13 protein-coding genes and 1 pseudogene are annotated in these 22250 nt (G+C 70.5%); 8 read left to right on the top strand and 6 right to left on the bottom strand.

The annotated features are described in order from the left end of the window. Positions 1–27: 27 nt before the first annotated feature. From ACIBF5_RS19905 to ACIBF5_RS19895, 3 genes are all read right to left on the bottom strand, one after another. On the bottom strand, positions 28–2202 hold the full coding sequence (locus ACIBF5_RS19905) for a hypothetical protein (protein WP_396813637.1): 2175 nt from the start codon (positions 2200–2202) through the stop codon (positions 28–30). Between the two features lie 379 nt (positions 2203–2581). Continuing rightward, the gene (locus tag ACIBF5_RS19900) at positions 2582–3823 is read right to left on the bottom strand and encodes a cell division protein DivIVA (RefSeq protein ID WP_396813635.1); all 1242 of its coding nucleotides are present in this window, start codon (positions 3821–3823) and stop codon (positions 2582–2584) included. A gap of 315 nt (positions 3824–4138) precedes the next feature. After that, positions 4139–5089: a TIGR03621 family F420-dependent LLM class oxidoreductase gene (locus ACIBF5_RS19895; protein WP_396813633.1), complete on the bottom strand. Its 951-nt coding sequence runs from the start codon at positions 5087–5089 to the stop codon at positions 4139–4141. Between the two features lie 172 nt (positions 5090–5261). Between ACIBF5_RS19895 and ACIBF5_RS19890 the strand changes: the two genes are divergently transcribed. Then, positions 5262–6143: a hypothetical protein gene (locus tag ACIBF5_RS19890; protein ID WP_396813631.1), complete on the top strand. Its 882-nt coding sequence runs from the start codon at positions 5262–5264 to the stop codon at positions 6141–6143. Positions 6144–6244: 101 nt separating this feature from the next. Here the strand turns inward: ACIBF5_RS19890 and mce are convergent, their stop codons facing one another. Then, on the bottom strand, positions 6245–6718 hold the full coding sequence (mce, locus tag ACIBF5_RS19885; protein WP_396813629.1) for a methylmalonyl-CoA epimerase: 474 nt from the start codon (positions 6716–6718) through the stop codon (positions 6245–6247). 64 nt (positions 6719–6782) lie between these two features. Here mce and ACIBF5_RS19880 point away from each other — a divergent pair, with 64 nt between their 5' ends. The 6 genes and pseudogenes from ACIBF5_RS19880 to ACIBF5_RS19855 all read left to right on the top strand — a co-directional run. Further along, the gene (locus ACIBF5_RS19880) at positions 6783–7982 is read left to right on the top strand and encodes an acetyl-CoA C-acetyltransferase (protein ID WP_396813627.1); all 1200 of its coding nucleotides are present in this window, start codon (positions 6783–6785) and stop codon (positions 7980–7982) included. 2 nt (positions 7983–7984) lie between these two features. Further along, positions 7985–8956 (top strand): methylmalonyl Co-A mutase-associated GTPase MeaB, encoded by a 972-nt coding sequence (meaB, locus tag ACIBF5_RS19875; RefSeq protein ID WP_396813950.1) that lies wholly within the window; start codon positions 7985–7987, stop codon positions 8954–8956. Between the two features lie 224 nt (positions 8957–9180). Then, positions 9181–9609: an Asp23/Gls24 family envelope stress response protein gene (locus tag ACIBF5_RS19870; protein ID WP_396813624.1), complete on the top strand. Its 429-nt coding sequence runs from the start codon at positions 9181–9183 to the stop codon at positions 9607–9609. 177 nt (positions 9610–9786) lie between these two features. Further along, positions 9787–11475 (top strand): methylmalonyl-CoA mutase, encoded by a 1689-nt coding sequence (locus ACIBF5_RS19865; protein WP_396813622.1) that lies wholly within the window; start codon positions 9787–9789, stop codon positions 11473–11475. A gap of 328 nt (positions 11476–11803) precedes the next feature. Beyond that, positions 11804–12733, top strand: coding sequence for a tetratricopeptide repeat protein (locus ACIBF5_RS19860; RefSeq protein WP_396813620.1), 930 nt, complete (start codon positions 11804–11806; stop codon positions 12731–12733). 197 nt (positions 12734–12930) lie between these two features. After that, a pseudogene (locus ACIBF5_RS19855) lies at positions 12931–13846 on the top strand (arginase family protein); the annotation flags it as partial. Between the two features lie 677 nt (positions 13847–14523). Here ACIBF5_RS19855 and ACIBF5_RS19850 read toward each other — a convergent pair. Then, complete coding sequence (locus ACIBF5_RS19850; protein WP_396813618.1) at positions 14524–16500, bottom strand: penicillin-binding transpeptidase domain-containing protein; 1977 nt, start codon at positions 16498–16500, stop codon at positions 14524–14526. 294 nt (positions 16501–16794) lie between these two features. Here ACIBF5_RS19850 and ACIBF5_RS19845 point away from each other — a divergent pair, with 294 nt between their 5' ends. Continuing rightward, positions 16795–21891 carry an NAD-glutamate dehydrogenase gene (locus tag ACIBF5_RS19845; protein ID WP_396813616.1) on the top strand — a complete coding sequence of 1699 codons (5097 nt, stop codon included), beginning with the start codon at positions 16795–16797 and terminating at the stop codon, positions 21889–21891. A 172-nt stretch (positions 21892–22063) separates the two neighbouring features. On the opposite strand, the gene ACIBF5_RS19840 is transcribed toward ACIBF5_RS19845, so the two are convergent. Next, positions 22064–22250 (bottom strand): hypothetical protein (locus ACIBF5_RS19840; protein ID WP_396813614.1); only part of this gene is annotated, 187 nt, incomplete at its 5' end.

Below are 22250 nucleotides of genomic sequence, written 5' to 3'. Positions count from 1 at the left end.
TCCGGCTGATCCGACTCGACGAGGCCGTTACTCGGACTCGACGGACACCTTCTGCTCGGCGTCGACCGACACCTTCTTGGGCTTGGTGCTCCGCTCGTCGGTGGTCGGCTTCGCGCTCCGCTCGTCGGTGGTCGGTTTCGCGCTCCGCTCGTCGGTGGTCGGTTTCGCGCTGAGCTTGCCACTGTCACCGGTGCTGGTGATCTTGGTGGCGGTCGCCTCCCGCCCGCCCTCACCCGGGACCGCCGCGACGGTCGGCTCGCCGTTCACGTCGCTGGTGATCGCGTCGGCGTTGACCGGCGCCTCCGGCGGTGCGGTCGGACTGGGCCGGGCCGCCGGGCGCTCCACGGCGCTGTCGGCCGCCCGCTGTACGTCCGCGCCGGCCTCCGCCACCAGTTGTTCCGCGTGCTCGGCCGAGCGCTGGGTGCCGGTCAGTCGCTCCTGTTCGCCGGCCAACTGCTGGTGGGCATCGGCGAGGCGGCGCTGGATGCTGTCCGCCTCCTGGCGCGAGGCGACCGTCTCCTGCCGCAGGTCGGCGAGTTGTTGCTGGGCCTTGGCGATCTCCTGCATCACCTCGGCCAACTGCTGCCGACCGGCGGCGGCCTCCTGCTGGGTGGTGGCGAGGTGCTGCTGGGTGGTGGCGAGGTGCTGCTGTGCGGTGGCGGTGTACTCCTCGAACTGGCGTCGGGCAGCGGTCGCCTGCTCCTCGGCCTCCCGCCGCGCCTTGGCGAGGTGCTCGTCGGCCTGCTTCTGCACCTGTACGGCGTGCTCGTCGGCGACCCGCCGGATCTCGGCGGCTTCCCGCTCCAACTCCGCCCGCTGCGTCGCGTGCTGCTGTTCGATACTGGTCCGCCACTGCGCGAACTCCTGGTCGGCGGCGGTACGCCGAGCGTTCAGCTCCTGCTCCGCGACGCTCCAGCGGGCGGCGACCTCGTCGTCGATGGTGGCCCGCTTCTGTTCGATCTCGTGGTCCACGCTGGTCCGCCAGCCGTCCAGCTCCCGCTGGGTCTGGGCGCGGACCTGCTCCACGTACGCGTCGGCGTCCACCCGTGACCGCCGGACGATCTCCGCGGTCTCCTCGGTGACCCGCTCCGCCGCCTGCTGGGCCTTGGCGTGGGCGGCGTCGCCGGCCTCGCGCAGCCGGGCACCCTCCTGCCGCCCCTTGGCCAGCGCCGTCTCGCCGGCCTCGCGGAGTTGTGCGGCCTGCCGCTGTGCCTCGGCGAGGGTCGCCTCGCCGTCCTGCCGCGCCTTGGTGGTCATCGCCTCGCTCTGGTGCCGCGCCTTTGCCAGGGCCGCCTCGCTGTCCTGCTTCGCCTTGGCCAGGGCGGCTTCGCTGTCCTGCTTGGCCTTTGCGAGCGTGGCCTGGGCGATGTCGCGCAGCCGGGTCGCCTCCTGGCGGGCCTGGGACAGCGAGGTCTCGCCGTCCTGCCGGGCTTTGGCCAGGGTCGTTTCGCTGTCCTGCTTGGCCTTGGCGAGGGCGGCCTTGGCGGCGTCGCGCAGTCGGGTCGCCTCCTGCTGGGCGCGGGTGAGGGTCGCCTCGCTCTCCTTGCGGGCCTTGGTCAGGGTGGCTTCGCTCTCCTGACGGGCCTTGGCGAGCGCGGCCTCGCCGTCCTGCTTGCCCTTGGCCCGGGTCGCCTCGCTCTCCTTGCGGGCCTTGGTCAGGGTGGCCTCGCTCTCCTGCCGGGCCTTGGCAAGGGCCGCCTCGCCGGCCTGTCGCAGCAGTGCACCCTCCCGGTGTCCCTGCTCGTGCGCGGCTTTGCCGGCCTCTCGGAGGCGGGTGGCCTCCGCTGACGCGGCGGCCACGTCCGCATCGGCCTTCGCCTTGCGGTTCGCGGCGGTCTGTTCCTCCTCGCGGCGGCGGGCGGCGAGGGCGAGTTCGAAATCGCGCAGGGCGGTGGTCGCGTGGTCGCGGGCCTCGGTGAGGATGCGGTCGGCCTCCGTACGCTGTGCCTCGGCGACCCGCGTGGCGTCCGACTGGACGATCTTGGCTTGTTCCTCGGCCAGGGCCAGCATCTGTCCGACGACGGGGCCGAGGTGTCGAAGCGACATCGGGTCGACGTTGCCGGACTGGCGCCGGACCTCGGTGAGTTCTCGTTGTAGCTGCTCGACCTGACCGGCCAGCTTGTGGATCTGGGTGAACGCCTGTTCGCGCTCGGCGGCGAGCGTGGTGATCTCGTTCTCCGCCCGAACGACGTACCGGTCCACCTGTCGTTTGTCATAGCCCCTCAGGGCCGACTCGAAGCTGGGCTCCGTAGCCACTTCCCCGCCAAGAGCAAACAGTTCCTCGCCGTGCGACATGTCACCATCCTCACATGCGCTGTGTCGTCTCGCGGCGATACGGTCCGGCCCGATGGGATGAAGGTAACTACTTCCTTATTGTGCCGTCTGCCCGATTCGGTAGGGTGGGTCGTTCTTGCCCGCCAGCGCGCGGCTGAACCCGGACAGGCCGCAGGGCCGTACCGGTCACATCCGGTACGGCCCCACGTACTCTCCTGCCCCGCTCGGCGGATCCGTCCCGAGGAACGGGACAGATCCGGCCCGACAAATCCGTTCGACCAATCCGGCGACGGCCGGATGAACCCGATCAGCTCGCCGCGTCTGCGGTCTTCCGCTCCCCGGCGTCGTCCTGCTTGGCGTCCGCCTTCGGCGGCGCGGTCGGCACGATCCCGGCCAGGCCGGACAGCATCTGCCCGAGCTGGGAGGTGACCGCGTCCTTCTGCCGGGTCAGGTCCTCGACCTCGCGGCGAGCAGCCTGCGTGGTCAGATCCGCCTCGGTACGCGCCTCGTTGAGCAGCCGGTTGGACTCCGCCCGCGCCTCGTTCAGGGTCTTGTCGGCCAGCGCCTTCGCCTTCTCCACGGTCTCCGCCGCGTTGCGCTCGGACTCGATCCGCCGCGCCTCGGCGCGCTGCTCGATCTCCTTGGCCCGTTCCTGGGCGGCGCGGGCCCGCTGCTCGGCCTCGCCGACCAGCTTCTGGGTCTGCGCCACCTGGGCGGCGTGCCGCTCCGACTCCTCGCGCTCGGACTTCTCCCGGCGCTCGGCCAGTTGGAGCTCCAACGCCTGTAGATCCTTGTCCCGCTTGTCCCGGGCATCGGTGAGCAGCTTCGTCGCCTCGGCGCGCTTCTCCTCAGCCTCCCGAGCAGCCTTCGCGCGCTGCTGGGTGATCTCCCGCTCGGCGGTCGCCCGCAGGGTCGCGACCTCGCGCTCAACCGTGGACTTCAGCTCGGCCACCTCGTGCGCGGTGACCGTACGGAGCTGCTTGGTCTCCCGGTCGGCGTCCGCGCGCAGCGTGTCGGCCTCGCGACGGGCCTGCACCCGGACCTCGGCGGCCTCCCGCTCGGCGGTGGTGCGGACGGTGCCCGCCTCCCGCTCGGCGGTCGCCTTCATCGCGGCAGCCTCGGCCCGCGCCTTGTCGGTGATCTCACGCGCCTCAAGCCGGGCGGCCGAAAGGATGCCCTCGGACTCGCGCTTGGCCTCGCTGCGGTGGTCGTTCGCCTGCTCCTCGGCGAGCCGGAGGATCTGCTCGACCCGGGTGCCGAGCCCTGAGAGGGTGGGCCGGCTGTTCTCTTCAAGCTGCTTGTTGGTGTCGGTGAGCTTCTGCTCGACCGAGGTGAGGCGCTGTTCGGCCTGGCGGAGCCGACGCTGGGCGTCGTTCATCCGCTGCTCGGCCTCGGCGCGTGCCTGCTCGGACTGGGCCAGCGCCGCGGTCAGCCGCCCGAGGTGGCCGTTGACCTGCTCCCGGTCGTAGCCACGAAGGGCGACCGTGAAGTCGGGCTGAGAGTTCGCGTTCTCGAAGAACGTAAGAGGGGAGGACTGCTGCTGGGGCATTGGGACATACTTGCAGACACACCGGGGGCCTTCGCAAGAGCTGACCGGCGTTATCACGTGCCGTTCACATGGTCAACGAGGGACACCCGGCCTGGCGTACGCTGGCGTGATCTTGCCAGCTCGCGGAGTCGGCGAGGGGTGTTCCGGCTGCCCGGCGGGGATGGACAGGACCAGGTGCCGTTCCATTCCTGACGTACGTCCCAACGGGCACCGACGTTTGCCTGAACGAGCGAATAGACCTCCATCGAACCGGTGGAAAGGCAATCAGCCGATCGCAGGAATAGTCGTCACGTGACCAGGCCTCCGGTCGGAGGATCAGCGACCGGCGAGCCGCGCCACGATCGGGGCCGCCGCCTCCAGGTTGCCGCCGAGGTGCAGGTAGTTGATGCCGTACCGCTCGCGCAGGGCGAGCAGCTTCTCCACGCACTCCTCGACCTCGCCGTGCAGCACCGAGGGGGAGGCGGCGAGGGCGACCGGGTCGGCGAGGGCGGCGTGACTCGACGTGGAGCGGTGCTCGACCCCCCGGTCGGTCACCCGTACGTCGAACATCCGCAACTGGAACTCGATCGCGCCCGGGTCACGGCCGGCGGCGAGCGCGGCGTCCCGGGCCCAGGCCACCTTCCGGTCCATCCGCTCCGGGCTCATCTCCGCGACGGCGGCGAGCGGGTCCACGTCCGGCGCGAGCCGTGGGTTGACCCCCACGATGTCGGCCGTGCGGCCGGCCAGTTCGAGCACCCGGCGGCTGCCGCCACCGACCAGCAGGGGAGGCCGGGGGCGCTGCACCGGCTTGGGCAGGCCGTCGAGTTCGGTGAGCTGGTAGTGCTGGCCGGTGAAGGTCACCGGCTTGTCGCCGAAGAGGCCGGTCACCACCTCGATCGATTCGGCCAGGCGGTCGACGCGCACCCCGGCCGGGTCGAACGGGAGGCCAGCCGCGTCGTGGTCGTCACGGAGCCAGCCGGCGCCGAGCCCGACCTCCACCCGGCCGCCGGAGAAGACGTCGAGGTTGGCCATCGACTTGTGCAGCAGCACCGGGTGCCGGAAGTCGTTGCAGAAGACCATGCCGAGCACCCGGAGCCGGGTGGTCGCCTCGGCCGCCACCGTCATCGCCACCAGCGGGTCCATCGCCCAGCCGCCGGTGAAGTGGTCGGAGACCGACACCGAGCTGAAGCCGAGCTGTTCGATCCGGCGGATCTCGTCGCGCCACCGCGGCACCGACGGGTTCAACGGCGGCATCGAGGCGGTGAAGCGGAACGGGAGCGGGGGCATCGCCCGACTCTAGGCGGACCGTTGCGGCGTACGGCCGGTCTTCGCGGCGGCGGTCGCACCCAAGTCGGATTGTCGACAACCGGCCCAGGTCCGTCCCGGAGGTCCTTTCGGGTTCACGGTGGTGCGGCTTAACGTGACCCCCGGCTGGGATCCCTTCGCGCAGGAGGCCGCTATGACGGTGGTGTACTTCGATTCGCCCATGTCCGACGACGAGCGGCGGCGCAAGCTCTTCGGCGGAGACCTGTTCGTCTACTCGCCCACCCCGCACTCGATGGCGCTGGTCGCCTTCGCCCGGGAGATGGCCGAGTCGGCCTTCGCTCCGCACTTCCCGCCGGACGCGCAACATCACCTCGCCGGGCCCGACTACGTACGGGTGCTGGCCGACCTCAAGCCGACCTTCATCAACCATCCGCGCAGCAAGGAACTGGTCCGGGGGATGCTCGCCGACCTCGGCGCCGACCCGGAGCAGACCTACTTCGACGTACCCCGGCTGCGGAGCATGACCAGCGAATACCTCAACGCCGGCCTTACCCTCCAGTTCGAGTCCCACCGGGACACCTGGTTCTCCGCCCCGATGTCGCAGCTCAACTTCTGGATGCCGGTGTACGACGTCGAGGAGGCCAACGTCATGGCCTTCCATCCGCCGTACTTCGACGCCGGGGTGCGCAACAGCTCCCGCGACTACAACTACGCCCAGTGGGTGGCGCACGGGCGCACCGCCGCCGCGCAGCAGGTCGACATGGAGACCCGCAAGCAGCCGGAGGCCGAGGAGCAGATCAACCGCGAGCCGGACATCCGGGTCATCACCCCGCCCGGCGGCGTGCTGCTCTTCTCCGGTGCGCAACTGCACACCACCGTGCCGAACACCTCCGGCAAGACGCGCTTCTCCATCGACTTCCGTGCGGTGAACCGCCGTGACGTCGAGGAACGCGCGGGTGCGCGCAACGTCGACTCCGAGTGCACCGGCACCACCCTCGGAGACTTCCTGCGCGCGACCGACCTGGAGCCGCTGCCGGCCGACCTGATCCGCTCGTACGACACCGTGCCGGCCTGACCCGGCCCCACCGCGGCCCGCTGGCGGACCGGCCGGCTCCCCCCGACCGGTCCGCCAGCGGTGCGTTCGCTGCCGGCATCGACTCACTGCCGTGCGGCGGCTCAGTGCCCGGTGGCGGGCTCCACCAGTTCGACCAGCACCCCGCCAGCGTCCTTCGGGTGGACGAAGTTGATCCGCGAGCCGGCGGTGCCGCGCCTCGGGGTGTCGAAGAGCAGGCGCATGCCCCGCTCGCGCAGGACGGCGCTGGCCACGTCCACGTCCACGACCGTGTACGCCACCTGCTGCACACCCGGCCCGGACCGGTCGAGGAACTTCGCGATCGTCGACTCCGGCGACAGCGGTGCGAGTAGTTGCAGGTGACCGCCGTCGGGGGTCGGGCCGACCTGGAGCATCGCCTCGCGTACGCCCTGTTCGGCGTTGACCTCGGTGTGTACGCACCGCATGCCGAAGACCCGCTGGTAGAACTCGATCGCGGTGTCAAGGTCGGCAACCGCCACACCGACGTGATCGATACGTTGGAGACCTATGTCTGTGACGTAGTCCGCAGCGGTCTCGTCGGGGTGCTCTTCTGCCATGGCGCTAGTCTGGCCGAACAATCGTTAAGGTGCACGATCGGCCCACCCTCGGAGGCGGAGAGTCATGGCTTCGGTGATCGTCAGCGGTGCGCGTACCCCGATGGGGCGGCTTCTGGGCAACCTCAAGGACCTGCCCGCCACCAAGCTCGGCGGGATCGCCATCCGGGGCGCCCTGGAGCGCTCCGGGGTCGCCCCCGAGCAGGTGCAGTACGTGATCATGGGACAGGTGCTCCAGGCCGGCGCCGGTCAGATCCCCGCCCGCCAGGCCGCGGTCGAGGCCGGCATCCCGATGTCCGTACCGGCCCTGACGATCAACAAGGTCTGTCTCTCCGGGCTCGACGCGATCGCCCTCGCCGACCAGTTGATCCGGGCCGGCGAGTTCGACGTGGTGGTGGCCGGCGGCATGGAGTCGATGACCAACGCCCCGCACCTGCTCCTCGGCCAGCGCGCCGGTTACAAGTACGGCGACGTGGTGGTCAAGGACCACATGGCGCTGGACGGCCTCACCGACCCCTGGGACTGCTGCGCGATGGGGGAGTCGACCGAGCGGCACGGGGCCCGGCACGGCATCACCCGGCAGGAGCAAGACGCCTTCGCCGCGACCAGCCACCAGCGGGCCGCCGCGGCGCAGAAGAACGGCATCTTCGCCGACGAGATCATCCCGGTCCACCTGCCGCAGCGTAAGGGCGACCCGGTCGTGATCAGCGCGGACGAGGGGATCCGCCCGGAGACGACGGTCGAGACGCTGGCCCGGCTCCGGCCCGCCTTCACCCCGGACGGCACGATCACCGCGGGCAGCTCTTCGCCGATCTCGGACGGCGCGGCGGCGGTCGTGGTGATGAGCAAGGCCAAGGCGGTCGAACTCGGGCTCACCTGGCTGGCCGAGATCGGCGCGCACGGCAACGTGGCCGGACCGGACAACTCGCTGCACTCGCAGCCGTCCAACGCGATCAACCAGGCGCTGCGCAAGGCCGGTCTCGGCATCGCCGACCTGGACCTTGTCGAGATCAACGAGGCGTTCGCGGCGGTCGGCATCAAGTCCACCCGTGACCTGGGGATCAGCGACGAGATCGTCAACGTCAACGGCGGCGCGATCGCCCTCGGCCACCCGATCGGCATGTCCGGCGCGCGGCTGGTCCTGACACTCGCGTTGGAGCTGCGTCGACGGGGCGGCGGCACCGGTGCGGCGGCGCTCTGCGGTGGTGGTGGCCAGGGCGACGCGTTGATCATTCACGTACCGAGCGGTGCCGGCGAGCGACAGTGACGGTGCGACGCGGTCGGGACGTACCGCTGCTGGTTGCCCGGGCCCGCGACGGCGACGCGCGGGCGGTGGCGCGTCTGATCACCCTGGTCGAGTCCGGGGACGAACTGCTGCCGCAGGTGGCGGCGGCGCTCGCGCCGTACGCCGGGCGGGCCCAGGTGATCGGTCTGACCGGAGCGCCCGGGGTGGGCAAGTCGACCACCACCAACGAGCTGGTCCGGTCCCTGCGCGCGGAAGGTCACCGGGTCGGGGTGCTCGCCGTCGACCCGTCGAGTCCGTTCACTGGCGGGGCGATCCTCGGCGACCGGGTACGGATGCAGGAGCACGCCACCGACCCGGGCGTCTTCATCCGGTCCATGTCCAGCCGGGGTCACCTCGGCGGACTCGCCGCGGCGACGCCCCAGGCGGTACGGGTGCTGGAGGGGGCCGGCTGCGACGTGGTGCTGGTCGAGACGGTCGGCGTCGGGCAGGCCGAGGTCGAGGTCGCCTCGCTCGCGGACACCACGCTGGTGCTGCTCGCGCCGGGCATGGGTGACGCGATCCAGGCGGTCAAGGCCGGCATCCTGGAGATCGCCGACGTCTTCGTCATCAACAAGGCCGACCGGGACGGCGCCGACGCCACCGTCCGCGACATCCAGGGGATGATCGCCCTCGGTGAGCGTGGGCCGGGGCAGTGGCGCCCGCAGGTGGTCCGGGCGGTCGCGGCCCGCCCCGAGGGGATCGACGACATCCTCGGGGCGGTCGAACGGCACCGGGCCTGGTTGGTCGAGCACGACGAACTGCGGCGTCGCCGCGAGGCGCGGGCCACCGCCGAGGTGGAGGCGATCGCCCTCGGTGTGCTGCGGGCACGGCTCGGTTCGCTGCACGCCGGCACCGGGCTCGCCACCCTCGCCGCCAAGGTCGCCGATGGTTCGCTGGACCCGTACGCCGCCGCCGGTGAGCTGCTCGCGGAGCTGGACCAGCGCGTCGCCGGCTGAGGTCGCGGTCGGCGGCGCGGCCCCCGGGGCGGGCGGCGCCTGGGCGGCCGGCGCCTGGGCGGCCGGCGACGACTGGCGCCTGAGGACGGTCCTCGGACCTGCCGGGACAGCTCCGTCCCAGGTGGACACTATCCGTCAGGTCACTGTGCGGCTGGGGACTGGCGAGTAGGCTCCCTGATCGCGCAGGGCGCCGGGTCGGCGCCGAGACCAGGGGAGAAGCAAGCATGAGCGAGGTTGTGCAGAACACCACGGGCGACGCCGGGACCGCGGCGGAGGCCACGGCGGCGCCGCGCGGCACCACCGCGATCTCCGAGGAGGTCGTGGAGAAGATCGCCGGTACGGCGGCACGTGAGGTGCCGGGCGTCGCCGATCTCGGTGGTGACGTGGCGCGGTTCTTCAACAGCGTGCTGGACCGGGTCGGGCTGGACGAGGTGGGTGACGCCGGGCGTGGTGTCTCGGTGGAGGTGAAGGGCACCGCTGCCGTCATCAACGTGGTCATCGTGATCGAGGCCGGCCAGGTCGTGGGCGAGGTGACCGAGGCGGTACGGGTCAAGGTGATCGAGGCGGTCGAGAAGTACGGCCTCCAGGTCACCGAGGTCAACGTGAAGGTCGACGACATCGAGCTGCCGGCGGCGCCGGCCGCCGGAGCCTGAGCCCGTACGCCGGTCGGTCGGCCAGTCTCCTAATTGCCATTATTCTGGGACCTTTCGCCCCCGGGTCGCCGCCGATCCGGTGGCGGAAGGTCCTGACCGGCATGCTTGCTTAGCGATCGTTCAGGAACGCCCTCTATGCTCGACCTGCAGTCGAGGACTCAAGGAGGAGCACTCCGGATGAACGCCGACGAGATCGATGCCGGCCGGGCCCGTTGGCAGGCCCGGTATGACGCGGCCCGCAAACGCGACGCCGACTTCACCACCCTGTCCGGCATGCCCGTCGAACCGGTCTACGGGCCGCCAGCCGGCACCGACCACCCCGGCTTCGAACGGATCGGCTGGCCGGGCGAGTACCCGTACACCCGGGGTCTCTACCCGACCGGCTACCGGGGCCGGACCTGGACCATCCGGCAGTTCGCCGGCTTCGGCAACGCGGCCCAGACGAACGAGCGCTACAAGATGATCCTGGGCGCCGGCGGTGGCGGCCTCTCGGTCGCCTTCGACATGCCGACCCTGATGGGGCGCGACTCCGACGACGCCCAGTCGCTCGGCGAGGTCGGGCACTGCGGTGTCGCCGTCGACTCGGCCGTCGACATGGAGAACCTCTTCGACGGAATCGACCTGGCCGGCACCACCACCTCGATGACCATCTCGGGCCCGGCCGTACCGGTCTTCTGCATGTACCTGGTCGCCGCCGAGCGGCAGGGTGCCGACCTGTCCGCACTGGACGGAACCCTGCAGACCGACATCTTCAAGGAGTACATCGCACAGAAGGAGTGGCTCTTCGCCCCCGAGCCGCACCTGCGCCTGATCGGCGACCTGATGGCCTACTGCGCCAAGGAGATCCCGCGCTACAAGCCGCTGTCGGTCTCCGGCTACCACATCCGGGAAGCCGGCTCCACCGCCGCACAGGAATTGGCGTACACCCTCGCGGACGGCTTCGGCTATGTCGAACTCGGACTCTCCCGGGGGCTCGACGTGAACGTCTTCGCCCCCGGTCTCAGCTTCTTCTTCGACGCCCACCTCGACTTCTTCGAGGAGATCGCCAAGTTCCGGGCGGCCCGCAGGATCTGGGCCCGGTGGCTGCGCGAGGTCTACGGCGCCACCGACGAGCGGGCGCTCTGGCTTCGCTTCCACACCCAGACCGCCGGCGTCTCGCTGACCGCGCAGCAACCGGTCAACAACGTCGTACGGACCGCGGTGGAGGCACTCGCGGCGGTGCTCGGCGGCACCAACTCGCTGCACACCAACGCCCTCGACGAAACGCTGGCGTTGCCGACCGACTCCTCGGCCGAGATCGCCCTCCGTACCCAGCAGGTGCTGATGGAGGAGATCGGTGTCACCAACGTCGCCGACCCACTCGGCGGCTCCTGGTACGTCGAGGCGCTCACCGACCGGATCGAGGCCGAGGCGGAGGAGATCTTCGCCCGGATCCGTCAACTCGCCGGCGACGGGCCGCACGCGATCGGCCCGATGACCTCCGGCATCCTGCGCGGGATCGAGGACGGCTGGTTCACCGGCCAGATCGCCGAGGCGGCGTTCAGCTACCAGCAGGCGTTGGAGAAGGGCGACAAGAAGATCGTCGGAGTGAACGTGCACACCGGTACGGTCGCCAAGGAGCTGGAGATCCTGCGCATCTCGCACGAGGTGGAGTTGGAACAGCGTCGGGTCCTCGCCGAACGCAAGAACGCCCGGGACGCGGCCCGGGTCGAGGCGGCGCTGGCCCGGATGGTGGAGGTCTCCCGGACCGAGGAGAACATGATCCCGGCGATGCTCGACGCGGTACGCGCCGAGGCCACCCTCGGCGAGATCTGCGACGCCCTGCGCGGCGAGTGGGGCATCTACCGCGAGCCCGCCCGCTTCTGACCCCGGGTAAGGAAGGGCCCCTTCTTATCGTTTTCGGTAGAGGAAGGGGCCCTTCCTGACCTTGTGGCGGGGCCGGCCGGGGCGGTGCGCGGTGGTCGTACCGGCCGGTGGTGACCGGCGCCTCGTGGGTCGGACTGGTCGCCGCTGACGTGGCCAGGTGGCTGGCTGGTGACCATCTCCGGTCTTCGTCGAGCGGCAGTCCCCGCTCACGCCACCGTGCTGACCGGATCTATTCCCGATTTTCGTGCCATGAGCGCTGGCCGGGGTGATGTTCGCGGCCGTGGCGGCGGGTCTGGGTTGGGCGTCGCGCGTGCGAGACTAGACAACCATGAGCGACCCACGGATCACCTCGTCGATCTTCACTCGCGGCGCGGTAGACCTCGGCGCGCTGCGCAGCGCCGCCCAGCCGACCGCCCGACCCGCCGGAACGCCCCCGGCCAGCCCGTCCGCACCCGCTGCCGCGCCGTCCGGCGCCGCGGCCGGAGGTGGCGTCGCGGTCATCGACGTCACCGAGGCGACGTTCCAGTCGGAGGTGCTGGAACGCTCCCTGACCACACCGGTCGTGATCGACTTCTGGGCCGAGTGGTGCGAGCCGTGCAAGCAGCTCTCGCCGGTGCTGGAGCGGTTGGCCGAGGAGGGTGGCGGCGCCTGGGTGCTCGCCAAGATCGACGTTGACAGCAACCCCCGGATCGCCCAGATGTTCCGGGTGCAGGGCATCCCGATGGTCTACGCGGTGATCGGCGGCCAGCCGGTCGACGCCTTCTCCGGGGTCGTGCCCGAGTCGCAGCTACGGCAGTGGATCGACGCCGTACTCAAGGCCGGCGGAGTGGCGGTGGCAACCGCGGAGGATCCCCGGCTGGGCGAGGCCGACGAGGCACTCATCACCGGTGACCTGGACGCGGCCGAGCGGGCGTACAAGAAGATCCTCTCTGATGCCCCGGCGGACGCCGCAGCCGAAGCGGGCCTGGCGCATGTCGCGCTGGCCCGGCGGGTGACCGGAGTCGACCCGACGTCCGCCCTCGCCGCCGCCGCCGAGAAGCCCGACGACGTGCCGGCGAACCTGCTGGCCGCCGACATCGAGGTGCTCAGCGGGCAGGCCGAGCAGGCGTACGCGCGGCTCGTCGGCCTGGTCCGGCGCAGTTCGGGCGACGACCGGGAGGGAATCCGGCGGCACCTGATCTCCCTGTTCACCGTGGCGGGTCCGGACGATCCGGCCGTGGCCGGGGCCCGGCGGGCGCTCGCCAGCGCGCTGTTCTGACCGGCGCCCGGCTGGCCGGGCGGCCGGACGGTGGCGCAACGGATGACCATGGAGCGTGAAAAGTCGGCTGAGGCAAGTGCGAAATGCCTGACCCAGGGCGTGGGGAAAGTGTGATCACATGGGTTCGGAGGGCCTGACCAGGTGAGTACGAGTAGCACACCGGTCAGCCCCGCGGTCGGCAACGAGGACGGGAGCTCATGATGCGCCGGATCGCCGTCCTCGACGCACCCTCGAACCTGGGCCTGCGTCCACCCACCGCCACGTCGGTGCCGGGGTGTGCCAAGGCACCGGGGGCGCTGCGCGACCAGGACCTGATCGCCCGGCTCGGCGCCCGGGACGCGGGCTGCCTCACCCCGTCGCGGTACGACCCCGGCGACTGGCGCCCCGGCGACGGGGTCGCCCACGCCGGGGCGATCGCGGCGTACTCGCGGGCGCTCGCCGAGCGGATCGGTGCCATCATCGACCGGGGCGAGTTTCCGGTCGTGCTCGGTGGCGACTGCTCGATCGTGCTCGGCTCCGCGCTGGCCATGCACCGCCTCGGCGAGGCGGTAGGGGGCCGGATCGGTCTGGTCTACGTCGACGGACACTCCGACTTCCGGCACCCCGGCAACGCGTCGTACGTCGGCGCCGCCGCCGGGGAGGGGCTGGCTCTGGTCACCGGGCGGGGGCAGCCCGACCTCGCCTCGATCGAGGGGCGCCGACCGTACTTCCGTGACGTCGACGTGGTGGTGCTCGGAGTCCGGGCCCAGGACGAGTACCGGCTCGACCTCCAGGCGGCCGGCATCGTGACCCGCCCGGTGCCAATGTTGCGGGCGGAGGGGGCGGCCCGGACCGCGCAGTGGGCGCACGACCAGCTCGCCGACTGCGCCGGCTACTGGGTGCACGTGGACGTGGACGTACTCGACCCGGCGGTGATGCCCGCGGTCGACGCGCCCGACCCCGGTGGCATCGCCTTCCCGGAGCTGGAGCTGCTCCTTGCCGGGCTGGTCGACACCCCGCACTGCCTCGGCGTCGAGATCACCGTCTTCGACCCCGACTACGACCCGGAGGGTACGTACGCGGCCGAGATCGTCGGCACCCTGGCGGCCGGACTGGCCCCGGTCACGACTCCGGAGAACCCGCCGGCCCGGCTGCTGCCGACCCAGCCCTCCGCCACCGGTCGTGGGCTGCGGTCCGTACGCGAACCCGCCGCCGCGTCGGCTCCCGCCGGCACCTCCGTGCGAACCGGGGCGACGGGTGTGACCAGCGCGTTCGGCCCGGTCAGCGCGTTCGGCGCCGAGGTGGCGAACGTTGGTGCCGATCGTGCGTCGGCCCGTGCCGGGAAGGCGTCGAACGCACCCCGGCGCGGGTTGTCGTCGGTGGCCGGCATGGGTGTCGAGGCGATCCCGGTCGAGCCGGTTCCGGTCCCGGCGCCCGCTTCGGTCTCCGTGCCGACACCAGCCCCGGTTTCCGCTTCGGCTGTCGAGCCTCGGCTGACGCGCGACGACGACAGCCGCGCCACCGAAGCGGCTCCCTTCTCTCCGGCGCCCGGACGGGAAGAGGAGGACCCGGAGGAGGGCCGTGGCGTCACCGCTTCGGCGCCGTTGCCACGTACGCCGGAACCGGTCGGACCGCCGCCGTCCGCCGGCCCGGGGCGCCTTCGGCGTACCCCGGCGGTGGACCCGGCCGCCGGCACCGGCGCGACCGAGGTCGACGCCCCGGGTACGGCGGCCGAACCCGCCTGACCGGCGGCGCCGCCGCCCCGCACGGAGCGGCGGCTACCGACGACCAGGGTTCCGCGTCCGGTGCCGTCAGCGGGCGGCGAGGTTGCGGAGGAACCGCTCGGCGATCGGGACCGCGGTTTCACCGCTGCCGCCGCCGTTCTCCACGAAGACCGCGAACGCCACGTCGCCCTGCCAGCCGACGAACCAGGCGTGGGTGTGTGCCGGGTTGTCGTCGTACTCCGCGGTCCCGGTCTTGCCCTGGACCGGCCCGCCTGGGACGTCCTTGAGCGCGGTCGCGCTGCCGACGGTGACCACCTCGCGCATCATCGTCCGCAACGGCTCCACCGACGTGGGTTTCAGCGGCGGACCGGCTGGCGCGGACGCGGGCGGCGCCGGGTCCAGGACGAGTTTCGGCTGCTGCCACTGGCCCTTCGCGACGGCGGCGGTGGCGGCGGCCATGGCGATCGGGCTGACCAGGGTGGTCCCCTGGCCGAAGGCGGCGGCGGCCCGTTCGGCCGGCGAACCGCCGGTCGAGACCTTGCCGGTGAACGCCTCGACACCCAGGTCCCACGTGGCTTCGAGGCCGAGGCTGCGGCCCGCGTCGGCCAGTCCGGTGTCGCCGAGCTTCGGCGCCACCGCGGCGAACGCGGTGTTGCAGGACTTCGCGAAGTTCGTACGGAACGGTACGTTGCCCAGTTCGAAGTCGTTCGAGTTCTTGAACGACCGCCCGTCGACGGTGAAGGTCTTCGGACACGCGACCGGGGCGTCCAGGCTGACCGCGCCTCCGTCGAGCAGGCCGAGGGTGCTGACCATCTTGAAGGTCGAGCCGGGCGGCACCTGTGCGGTCAGGGCGAGGTTCTCCGCCCCACCGCCGGGACCGTTCGCGGTGGCGAGTACCGAGCCGTCGCTGATCCGGATCGCCACCATCGCGGTCCGGTGCGGGTCCGGTGCGAGGGCGGCGTCGGCGGCGTTCTGGGTCTTGACGTCGATGGTCGTCCGCAGCGGCGTCCCCGGAGTCGGCTCGGTACGGAACAGTTCGGTGTCGGTCGGCTCGATCTTGCCGTCGGGGTTCCTCCGGCTGATCACCACGGTGTTCGCCGGGGTGCCCCGCAGTCGTTTCTCGTACTGCCCCTGGAGGCCGCCGTGGCCGACCAGGTCGCTCTCGACGTAGACGCCGGGGTTGGCGTCGAGGTCGTCCTTCTGCACCGGGTCGACCGAGCCGAGCAGGGCACGGGCGAACTCCCGGGTCGGGGCGAGTTCCCGCTGCTCCTCTCGGAACTTCGTTCCCGGCAGGTCGTAGATACGGGGTTTGATCTGCTGGTACGCCTCCTTCCGGAGACTCACCACGTCGACAAAGGCGTCCGGCTTCGCCTGTTTCATCCGATCCGGCAGGTCACTCAGCTCGATCGGCGGGCTGATTGCCGGCCGGATCGCCTTGAACGCCGTCTCCAGTTGCTTGACCAGGGCGGGTACGTCGGTCACCTCGCTCGGCTGGACGCCAACCACGATGATCGACCGGGGCGTGACGATCGGTGCCCCGGCGCCGTCGAGGATCGCCCCACGCGTGGCGCTGACCCGTCGTAGGGTCAGCTGGTCGCCCTCGGTCAGCTCGTCGTGGGCGATCCGCGGCTCCCAGATGATCCGCCAGCGGTCCTCGGTGTCACGCTTGAGCCGCACCGTCGTGGGGTACGCCCAGTGGGTGCCACCAGGCAGTGTCCAGTCCACCGTCAGCTTCGCTGTCGCGGCGTCCCCGCCGACCGACGCCTCGCCGTCGCGGCGTACCGCCGGTGTCGGCAGGTCGCCGGTCAGGAAGGCGATCTCCTCGGCCACCTTGGGTCCGGTGATCTGTTGCCCCTGCCCGTCGACGAACCGGACCTGGTCGAGCTTGCGCTCCTGCCACCCCCGGAGGAAGTCGTCCACCGCCTGTTCCGGCGGGGCCTCCCGGGAGCATCCGGTCAGCAGCGTGGCGACCAGACCGAGTCCGGTGAGCGCGGCGAGCACCGGCCGCCGCAGACGGCGCCGTCGGTCAAGGTTGTCGTTGTGGCGGTGTCCGTGTGGGCGCATGTGCTGTCAAGCACCTTTCGGTCGTTCATCCCCGATTCGACCCCTGACGGTAGTACGGGCGTCGAGGCTGGTCGTGCCCACGAACCGGGCTCGCGACCAGTCGAGATCCAGGTGTGATGACGCGCTGAGTAGGGGTACTCAGGAACACCCGTGTTCCGTACCCACAAGGGGTGAAAGGGCGAAGTCGCGATCCATACGTCCGGCTGTCGGTCCGCCGATCAAGGAGAGAACCGACAGAGGCATACTGGGCGGATTGAGTACCCACAACGCGGTGGGTCGAGGGGAGTGGCACCGATGGACCGGCGTCCGGCGATAAAGTTTCCGGAGCCCGATCTCCGGCAGGCAGAGACCAGCCGGGACGACGGCTTTGACCCGGTGATCGACGACGACGGCCACGGCCCTCGCCTTGACAGCGGCGTGACGGGTGCCAGCGTCGACACGCTCTATGATCTGGGTCTGCCGGCGGACGCGTTGGCCGACGACGTCGAGGACGCTGATCTCGACGAGCCGGTTCCGAACGCGGAACGGCTGGTCGCCCACGCGGTCGCGCTGGCCGGCGACGATCACGACGCGGCGACCCTGGTGGACCGGTTCTGGCGGTTCGCCCCGGACGAGGAACTGATCGGCTTCACCGCCGCCGAGATGCTCTCCGCCGCCCAGGCCCACCGTGACCTGGCCCAGCAGCGGGTGCCGGGCGAGCTGAAGCTCCGGATCCACGAGCCGGCCCCGGAACAGCAGCACACCGTGATCGAGATCGTTACCGACGACATGCCCTTCCTGGTCGACTCGGTGACCGCGCTGCTCACCGCGCACCACCTCGACCTGCACATGCTGGTGCACCCGCTGGTCGTGGTGCGCCGTGAACCGCTCGGCCGGCTGACCGAGGTCGCCGCCGACGTCGAGCCGGACGACGCGATCGACGGCGACGTGGTCGAGAGCTGGATGCGGATCGAAATCGACCCGATCCGGGACGCGGCCGAACGCGAGAAGCTCCGTGGCGAGTTGCAGCGGGTGCTGACCGACGTACGCGAAGCGGTCGAGGACTGGCCGAAGATGCGTCAGCGGGCCCTGGAACTCGCCGACGAGCTGGCTGCCGCCCGTACGTCGGAGAACCGGCCACCGGTGCCGGAGAAGGACATCACCGACTCGGTGGAGCTGCTGCGCTGGCTCGCCCACGAGCACTTCACCTTCCTCGGCTACCGGGAGTACCGGCTGGTCGACGCGGAGGGCGTCGGGGTCGGCACGGACACCGGTGTGGGACCGGACGGCAGCGGCGCGGAGCAGGCGCTGGAGGCGGTTCTCGGTACCGGTCTGGGTATCCTCCGGCAGGACTCGACCTCGCCCCGGGTGCTCGCGTCGATGACGCCGGAGGCGCACGACAAGGTGCTGGAGAAGCGCCTTCTGATCATCACGAAGGCCAACTCCCGGGCCACCGTGCACCGGTCGGCGTACCTCGACTACATCGGCTTCAAGATCTTCAACGAGGCGGGCGAGGTGGTCGGCGAACGCCGCTTCCTGGGCCTCTTCTCCACGTCGGCGTACCGGACCAGCGTGCGGGAACTGCCGGTGGTCCGACGCAAGGTCGCCGAGGTGCTGGAGCGCTCCGGCCTGAGCCCGCGCAGCCACTCCGGCAAGGACCTGCTCCAGATCCTGGAGACGTACCCGCGCGACGAGCTGTTCCAGATCAAGACCGACGACCTGTACCACGCGGTGATCGGCGTACTGCGCATGGCGGGACGCCGCCAACTACGGCTCTTCCTGCGCCGGGACGGCTACGGTCGGTTCATCTCCTGCCTGATCTACCTGCCCCGAGACCGGTTCACCACCCAGAACCGGTTGCGGATGCAGGAGATCCTGCTGCGTGAGCTGAACGGGATCGGCGTCGACTACACCACCCGGGTCACCGAGTCGATGCTCGCCCGGGTGCACTTCATCGTCCGGACCGACCCGGCCAACCCGCCCGGCCCGGTGGACGCGGACCTGCTCGCCGAGCGGCTCGCCGACGCCACCCGGCTCTGGGACGACGACTACCGCCTCGTCCTGGAACGCAAACTCGGCGACGAGCAGGCCAAGCGCCTCTTCCGCCGGTACACCGACGCCTTCCCCGAGGGCTACAAGGACGACCACACGCCCTACGAGGCGATGAAGGACCTGGCCAAGCTGGAGTTGCTGGAAGAGCCCGGCCAACTTGAGATGCACATGTTCCGCAAGCAGCGCCCGCCCCGTCCCGGCGCCGCCGGTCTGCCCACCGACGACGAGGTGGAGGTCCGGTTCAAGGTCTACCGGTACGGCGAGCCGATGGTGCTCTCCGCCGTCCTGCCGGTCCTGCACTCGCTCGGGGTCAGCGTCGTCGACGAGCACCCGTACGAGGTGGAACGCGTCGACGGCCGGATCTACCTGTACGACTTCGGCCTCCAGTTGCAGGACGGGGCGCGGGACCTGGCCGAGGTGCGCCCGCACGTGGAGAACGCCTTCTCCGCCACCTGGCGTGGCGAGGCGGAGGTGGACGGCTTCAACGAACTGGTCCTGCGTGGCGGTCTCACCTGGCGGCAGGTGGTGGTGCTGCGGGCGTACGCGAAATACCTGCGCCAGGCCGGCACGGTCTTCTCCCAGGAGTACATGGAGTCGACCTTCATCACCTACCCGGAGATCGCCTCACTGCTGGTACGGCTCTTCGAGGTCCGCTTCTCGCCCACGGCGCAGCTCGACGCCGGCCAGCGGGAGCTGCAGAGCAAGCAACTGGTGACCAGCATCGGCGAGGCGCTGGACGAGGTGACCAGCCTCGACCAGGACCGGATCCTGCGGTCGTACCTGACGCTGATCCAGGCCACCCTGCGGACCAGCTTCTACCAGCGGGCCACCGACGGGCGGCCGAAGTCGTACGTGGCCTTCAAGCTGGACCCGCAGGCGATTCCGGAGCTGCCGGCACCTCGCCCGAAGTACGAGATCTTCGTCTACTCACCCCGTTTCGAGGGCGTACACCTGCGGTTCGGGCCGGTGGCCCGGGGCGGGCTGCGCTGGTCTGACCGGCGCGAGGACTTCCGTACCGAGGTGCTGGGCCTGGTCAAGGCGCAGATGGTGAAGAACGCGGTGATCGTGCCGGTCGGGGCCAAGGGCGGCTTCGTGCTCAAGCAGAAGCCGGGCGACCGGGACGAGGCGGTGATCTGCTACAAGAAGTTCATCTCCGCTCTGCTCGACGTGACCGACAACCTGGTCGGTGGGCAGATCGTGCCGCCGCGCGAGGTGGTCCGGCACGACGGCGACGACCCGTACCTGGTGGTCGCGGCGGACAAGGGGACCGCCACCTTCTCCGACATCGCCAACGAGATCTCCGTGTCGCACGGCTTCTGGCTGGCCGACGCGTTCGCGTCTGGTGGATCCGCCGGCTACGACCACAAGAAGATGGGCATCACCGCCCGAGGTGCCTGGGAGTCGGTGAAGCGGCACTTCCGCGACATGGGCGTCGACACCCAGACCCAGGACTTCACCGTGGTCGGCGTCGGCGACATGTCCGGTGACGTCTTCGGTAACGGGATGCTCCTCTCCGAGCACATCAAACTGGTGGCCGCCTTCGACCACCGGCACATCATCCTGGACCCGGACCCGGACCCGGCCGCCTCGTTCGCCGAACGGCGGCGCCTGTTCGACCTGCCCCGCTCGTCGTGGGAGGAGTACGACGCCAACCTGATCTCCGAAGGCGGCGGCATCTTCCCGCGTACGTCGAAGACCATCCCGATCACGCCGCAGGTCCGGGCGGTGCTCGGCCTCGACGGCGAGGTGGACGCCATGTCGCCGCAGGAGCTGATGAAGGCGATCCTCACCGCACCGGTCGACCTGTTCTGGAACGGCGGCATCGGCACGTACGTCAAGGGCACCGCCGAGTCGAACAGCGAGGTCGGGGACAAGTCCAACGACGCCATCCGGGTCGACGGCAAGGCGTTGCGCGCCAGAGTCGTTGGTGAGGGCGGCAACCTGGGCTTCACCCAGCTCGGCCGGATCGAGTACGCGCTCGCCGGTGGGCGGATGTACACCGACTTCATTGACAACGCCGCCGGGGTGGACACCTCCGACCATGAGGTCAACATCAAGATCCTGCTCGGGGCGGCGGTCGCCGACGGCGAAATGACCGTTCCGGAGCGCGACGAACTCCTCGCCGAGATGACCGAGGAAATCGCCGAGCACGTGCTGCGGGACAACTACGACCAGGCCCGCGCGATCGGCAACGCCCAGGCCCAGGCCGCCTCGCTGCTGCCGGTGCACCGCCGGATGATCAGCGACCTGGAGAAGTCCGGCGCCCTCAACCGTGAGCTGGAGGCGTTGCCGCCGGACGAGGAACTGGCGGTACGCACCGAGAACGGGCTGACCGCGCCCGAGTTCGCGGTGCTGCTCGCGTACGTCAAGATCGTCCTGGAGCGGGAGATCCTCGCCGACAAGCTGCCCGACGAGCCGTGGACCGCCGACGTGCTCGCCGGCTACTTCCCGACGCCACTACGCCAGCGGTTCGCCAACCGGATGGCCGACCACCGACTGCACCGCGACATCGTCACCACGGTGCTGGTCAACGAGGCGATCAACCGGGGCGGGATCTCGTTCATCTACCGGGTCGTCGAGGAGACCGCAGCCACCGCAGCCGACGTGATCCGGGCCTACGTGGTGGTCCGCGACGTGTTCGGATTGCGCGAGATCTGGGACGCGGTCGAGGCGCTCGACAACAAGGTGCCGACCGAGGTGCAGACCGGCGTCTACCTCGACACCCGGCGCCTGCTCGACCGGGCCGTACGGTGGCTCGTCACCAACCGGCGCTCGCCGATCGACGTACCCGGCGAAATCGCCCGGCTCCGCGACGGCGTCTCCCGGCTCCTGCCGGAACTGGGACACCTCTTCTGCGGCAGCGAACGTCAGGCGCTCGCCGCCCACGTCGACCTGCTCGTCTCCCGAGGTCTGCCGCAGGAACTCGCCGAACAGGCGACCCGGCTGATGTACAGCTTCGGCCTGCTCGACGTGGTCGAAACGGCGGCCGTCACCGGACGCGACGTGGGCGAGGTCGCCTCGGTCTACTTCGTCCTCTCCGACCGGTTCCGGGTCGACTCGCTGCTGTCGAAGATCTCGTTGCTGCCACGGGAGGACCGCTGGCAGACCCTGGCCCGGATGGCGCTCCGCTACGACCTGTACGCCGCCCTCGCCGCCCTCACCGCCGAGGTGCTCCAGTCGACCTCCGACTCGGTGCCGGCGGAGCAACGCGTACGGGAGTGGGAGGAGTCGAACGAGACCTCGATCAACCGTGCGCAGAAGGCGATGGGCGAGTTCGACGAGTCCCGTTCCGATCTGGCGGCCCTCTCCGTACTGCTGCGCCAGATCCGTACCCTCGTCCGCACCTCCGGCGCCAGCTAGCAGTAAGGAAGGGCCCCTTGTTATCGCTTTTTGTATAACAAGGGGCCCTTCCTAACACCCCGTGGGGGCGGTTGGCCGACGTCGGCGGGCCGCCCCGTTTGTGTGTGCGGCCGACTCGGTGCCTGATTGCGAAGGGGCTTGGCTCGCTTCAGGCGGCCCCACTCTTCGGGGTTCACCGCAGGCCCTCTGACCTATGCCCACCACTCGTACCGGCTGTCTTCGGTGCGAGGTTTTTGGGCTTGATCAACATGCTCGGGGCCATGATCGGTGGAATGTTGGCGGGGGTGGGGTCGTTATACATCGCGTACGACCGGAGCAGCGCCGGGGCGTCCCGCCTCGTGAAGCCTGTGGCCTCGTAC

The organism is Micromonospora sp. NPDC050417, assembly GCF_044458865.1.
GTDB lineage: Bacteria > Actinomycetota > Actinomycetes > Mycobacteriales > Micromonosporaceae > Micromonospora_G.
The sequence above is the reverse complement of the archived record's forward strand: the minus strand, read 5'-3'. Positions and strand labels throughout refer to the sequence as shown.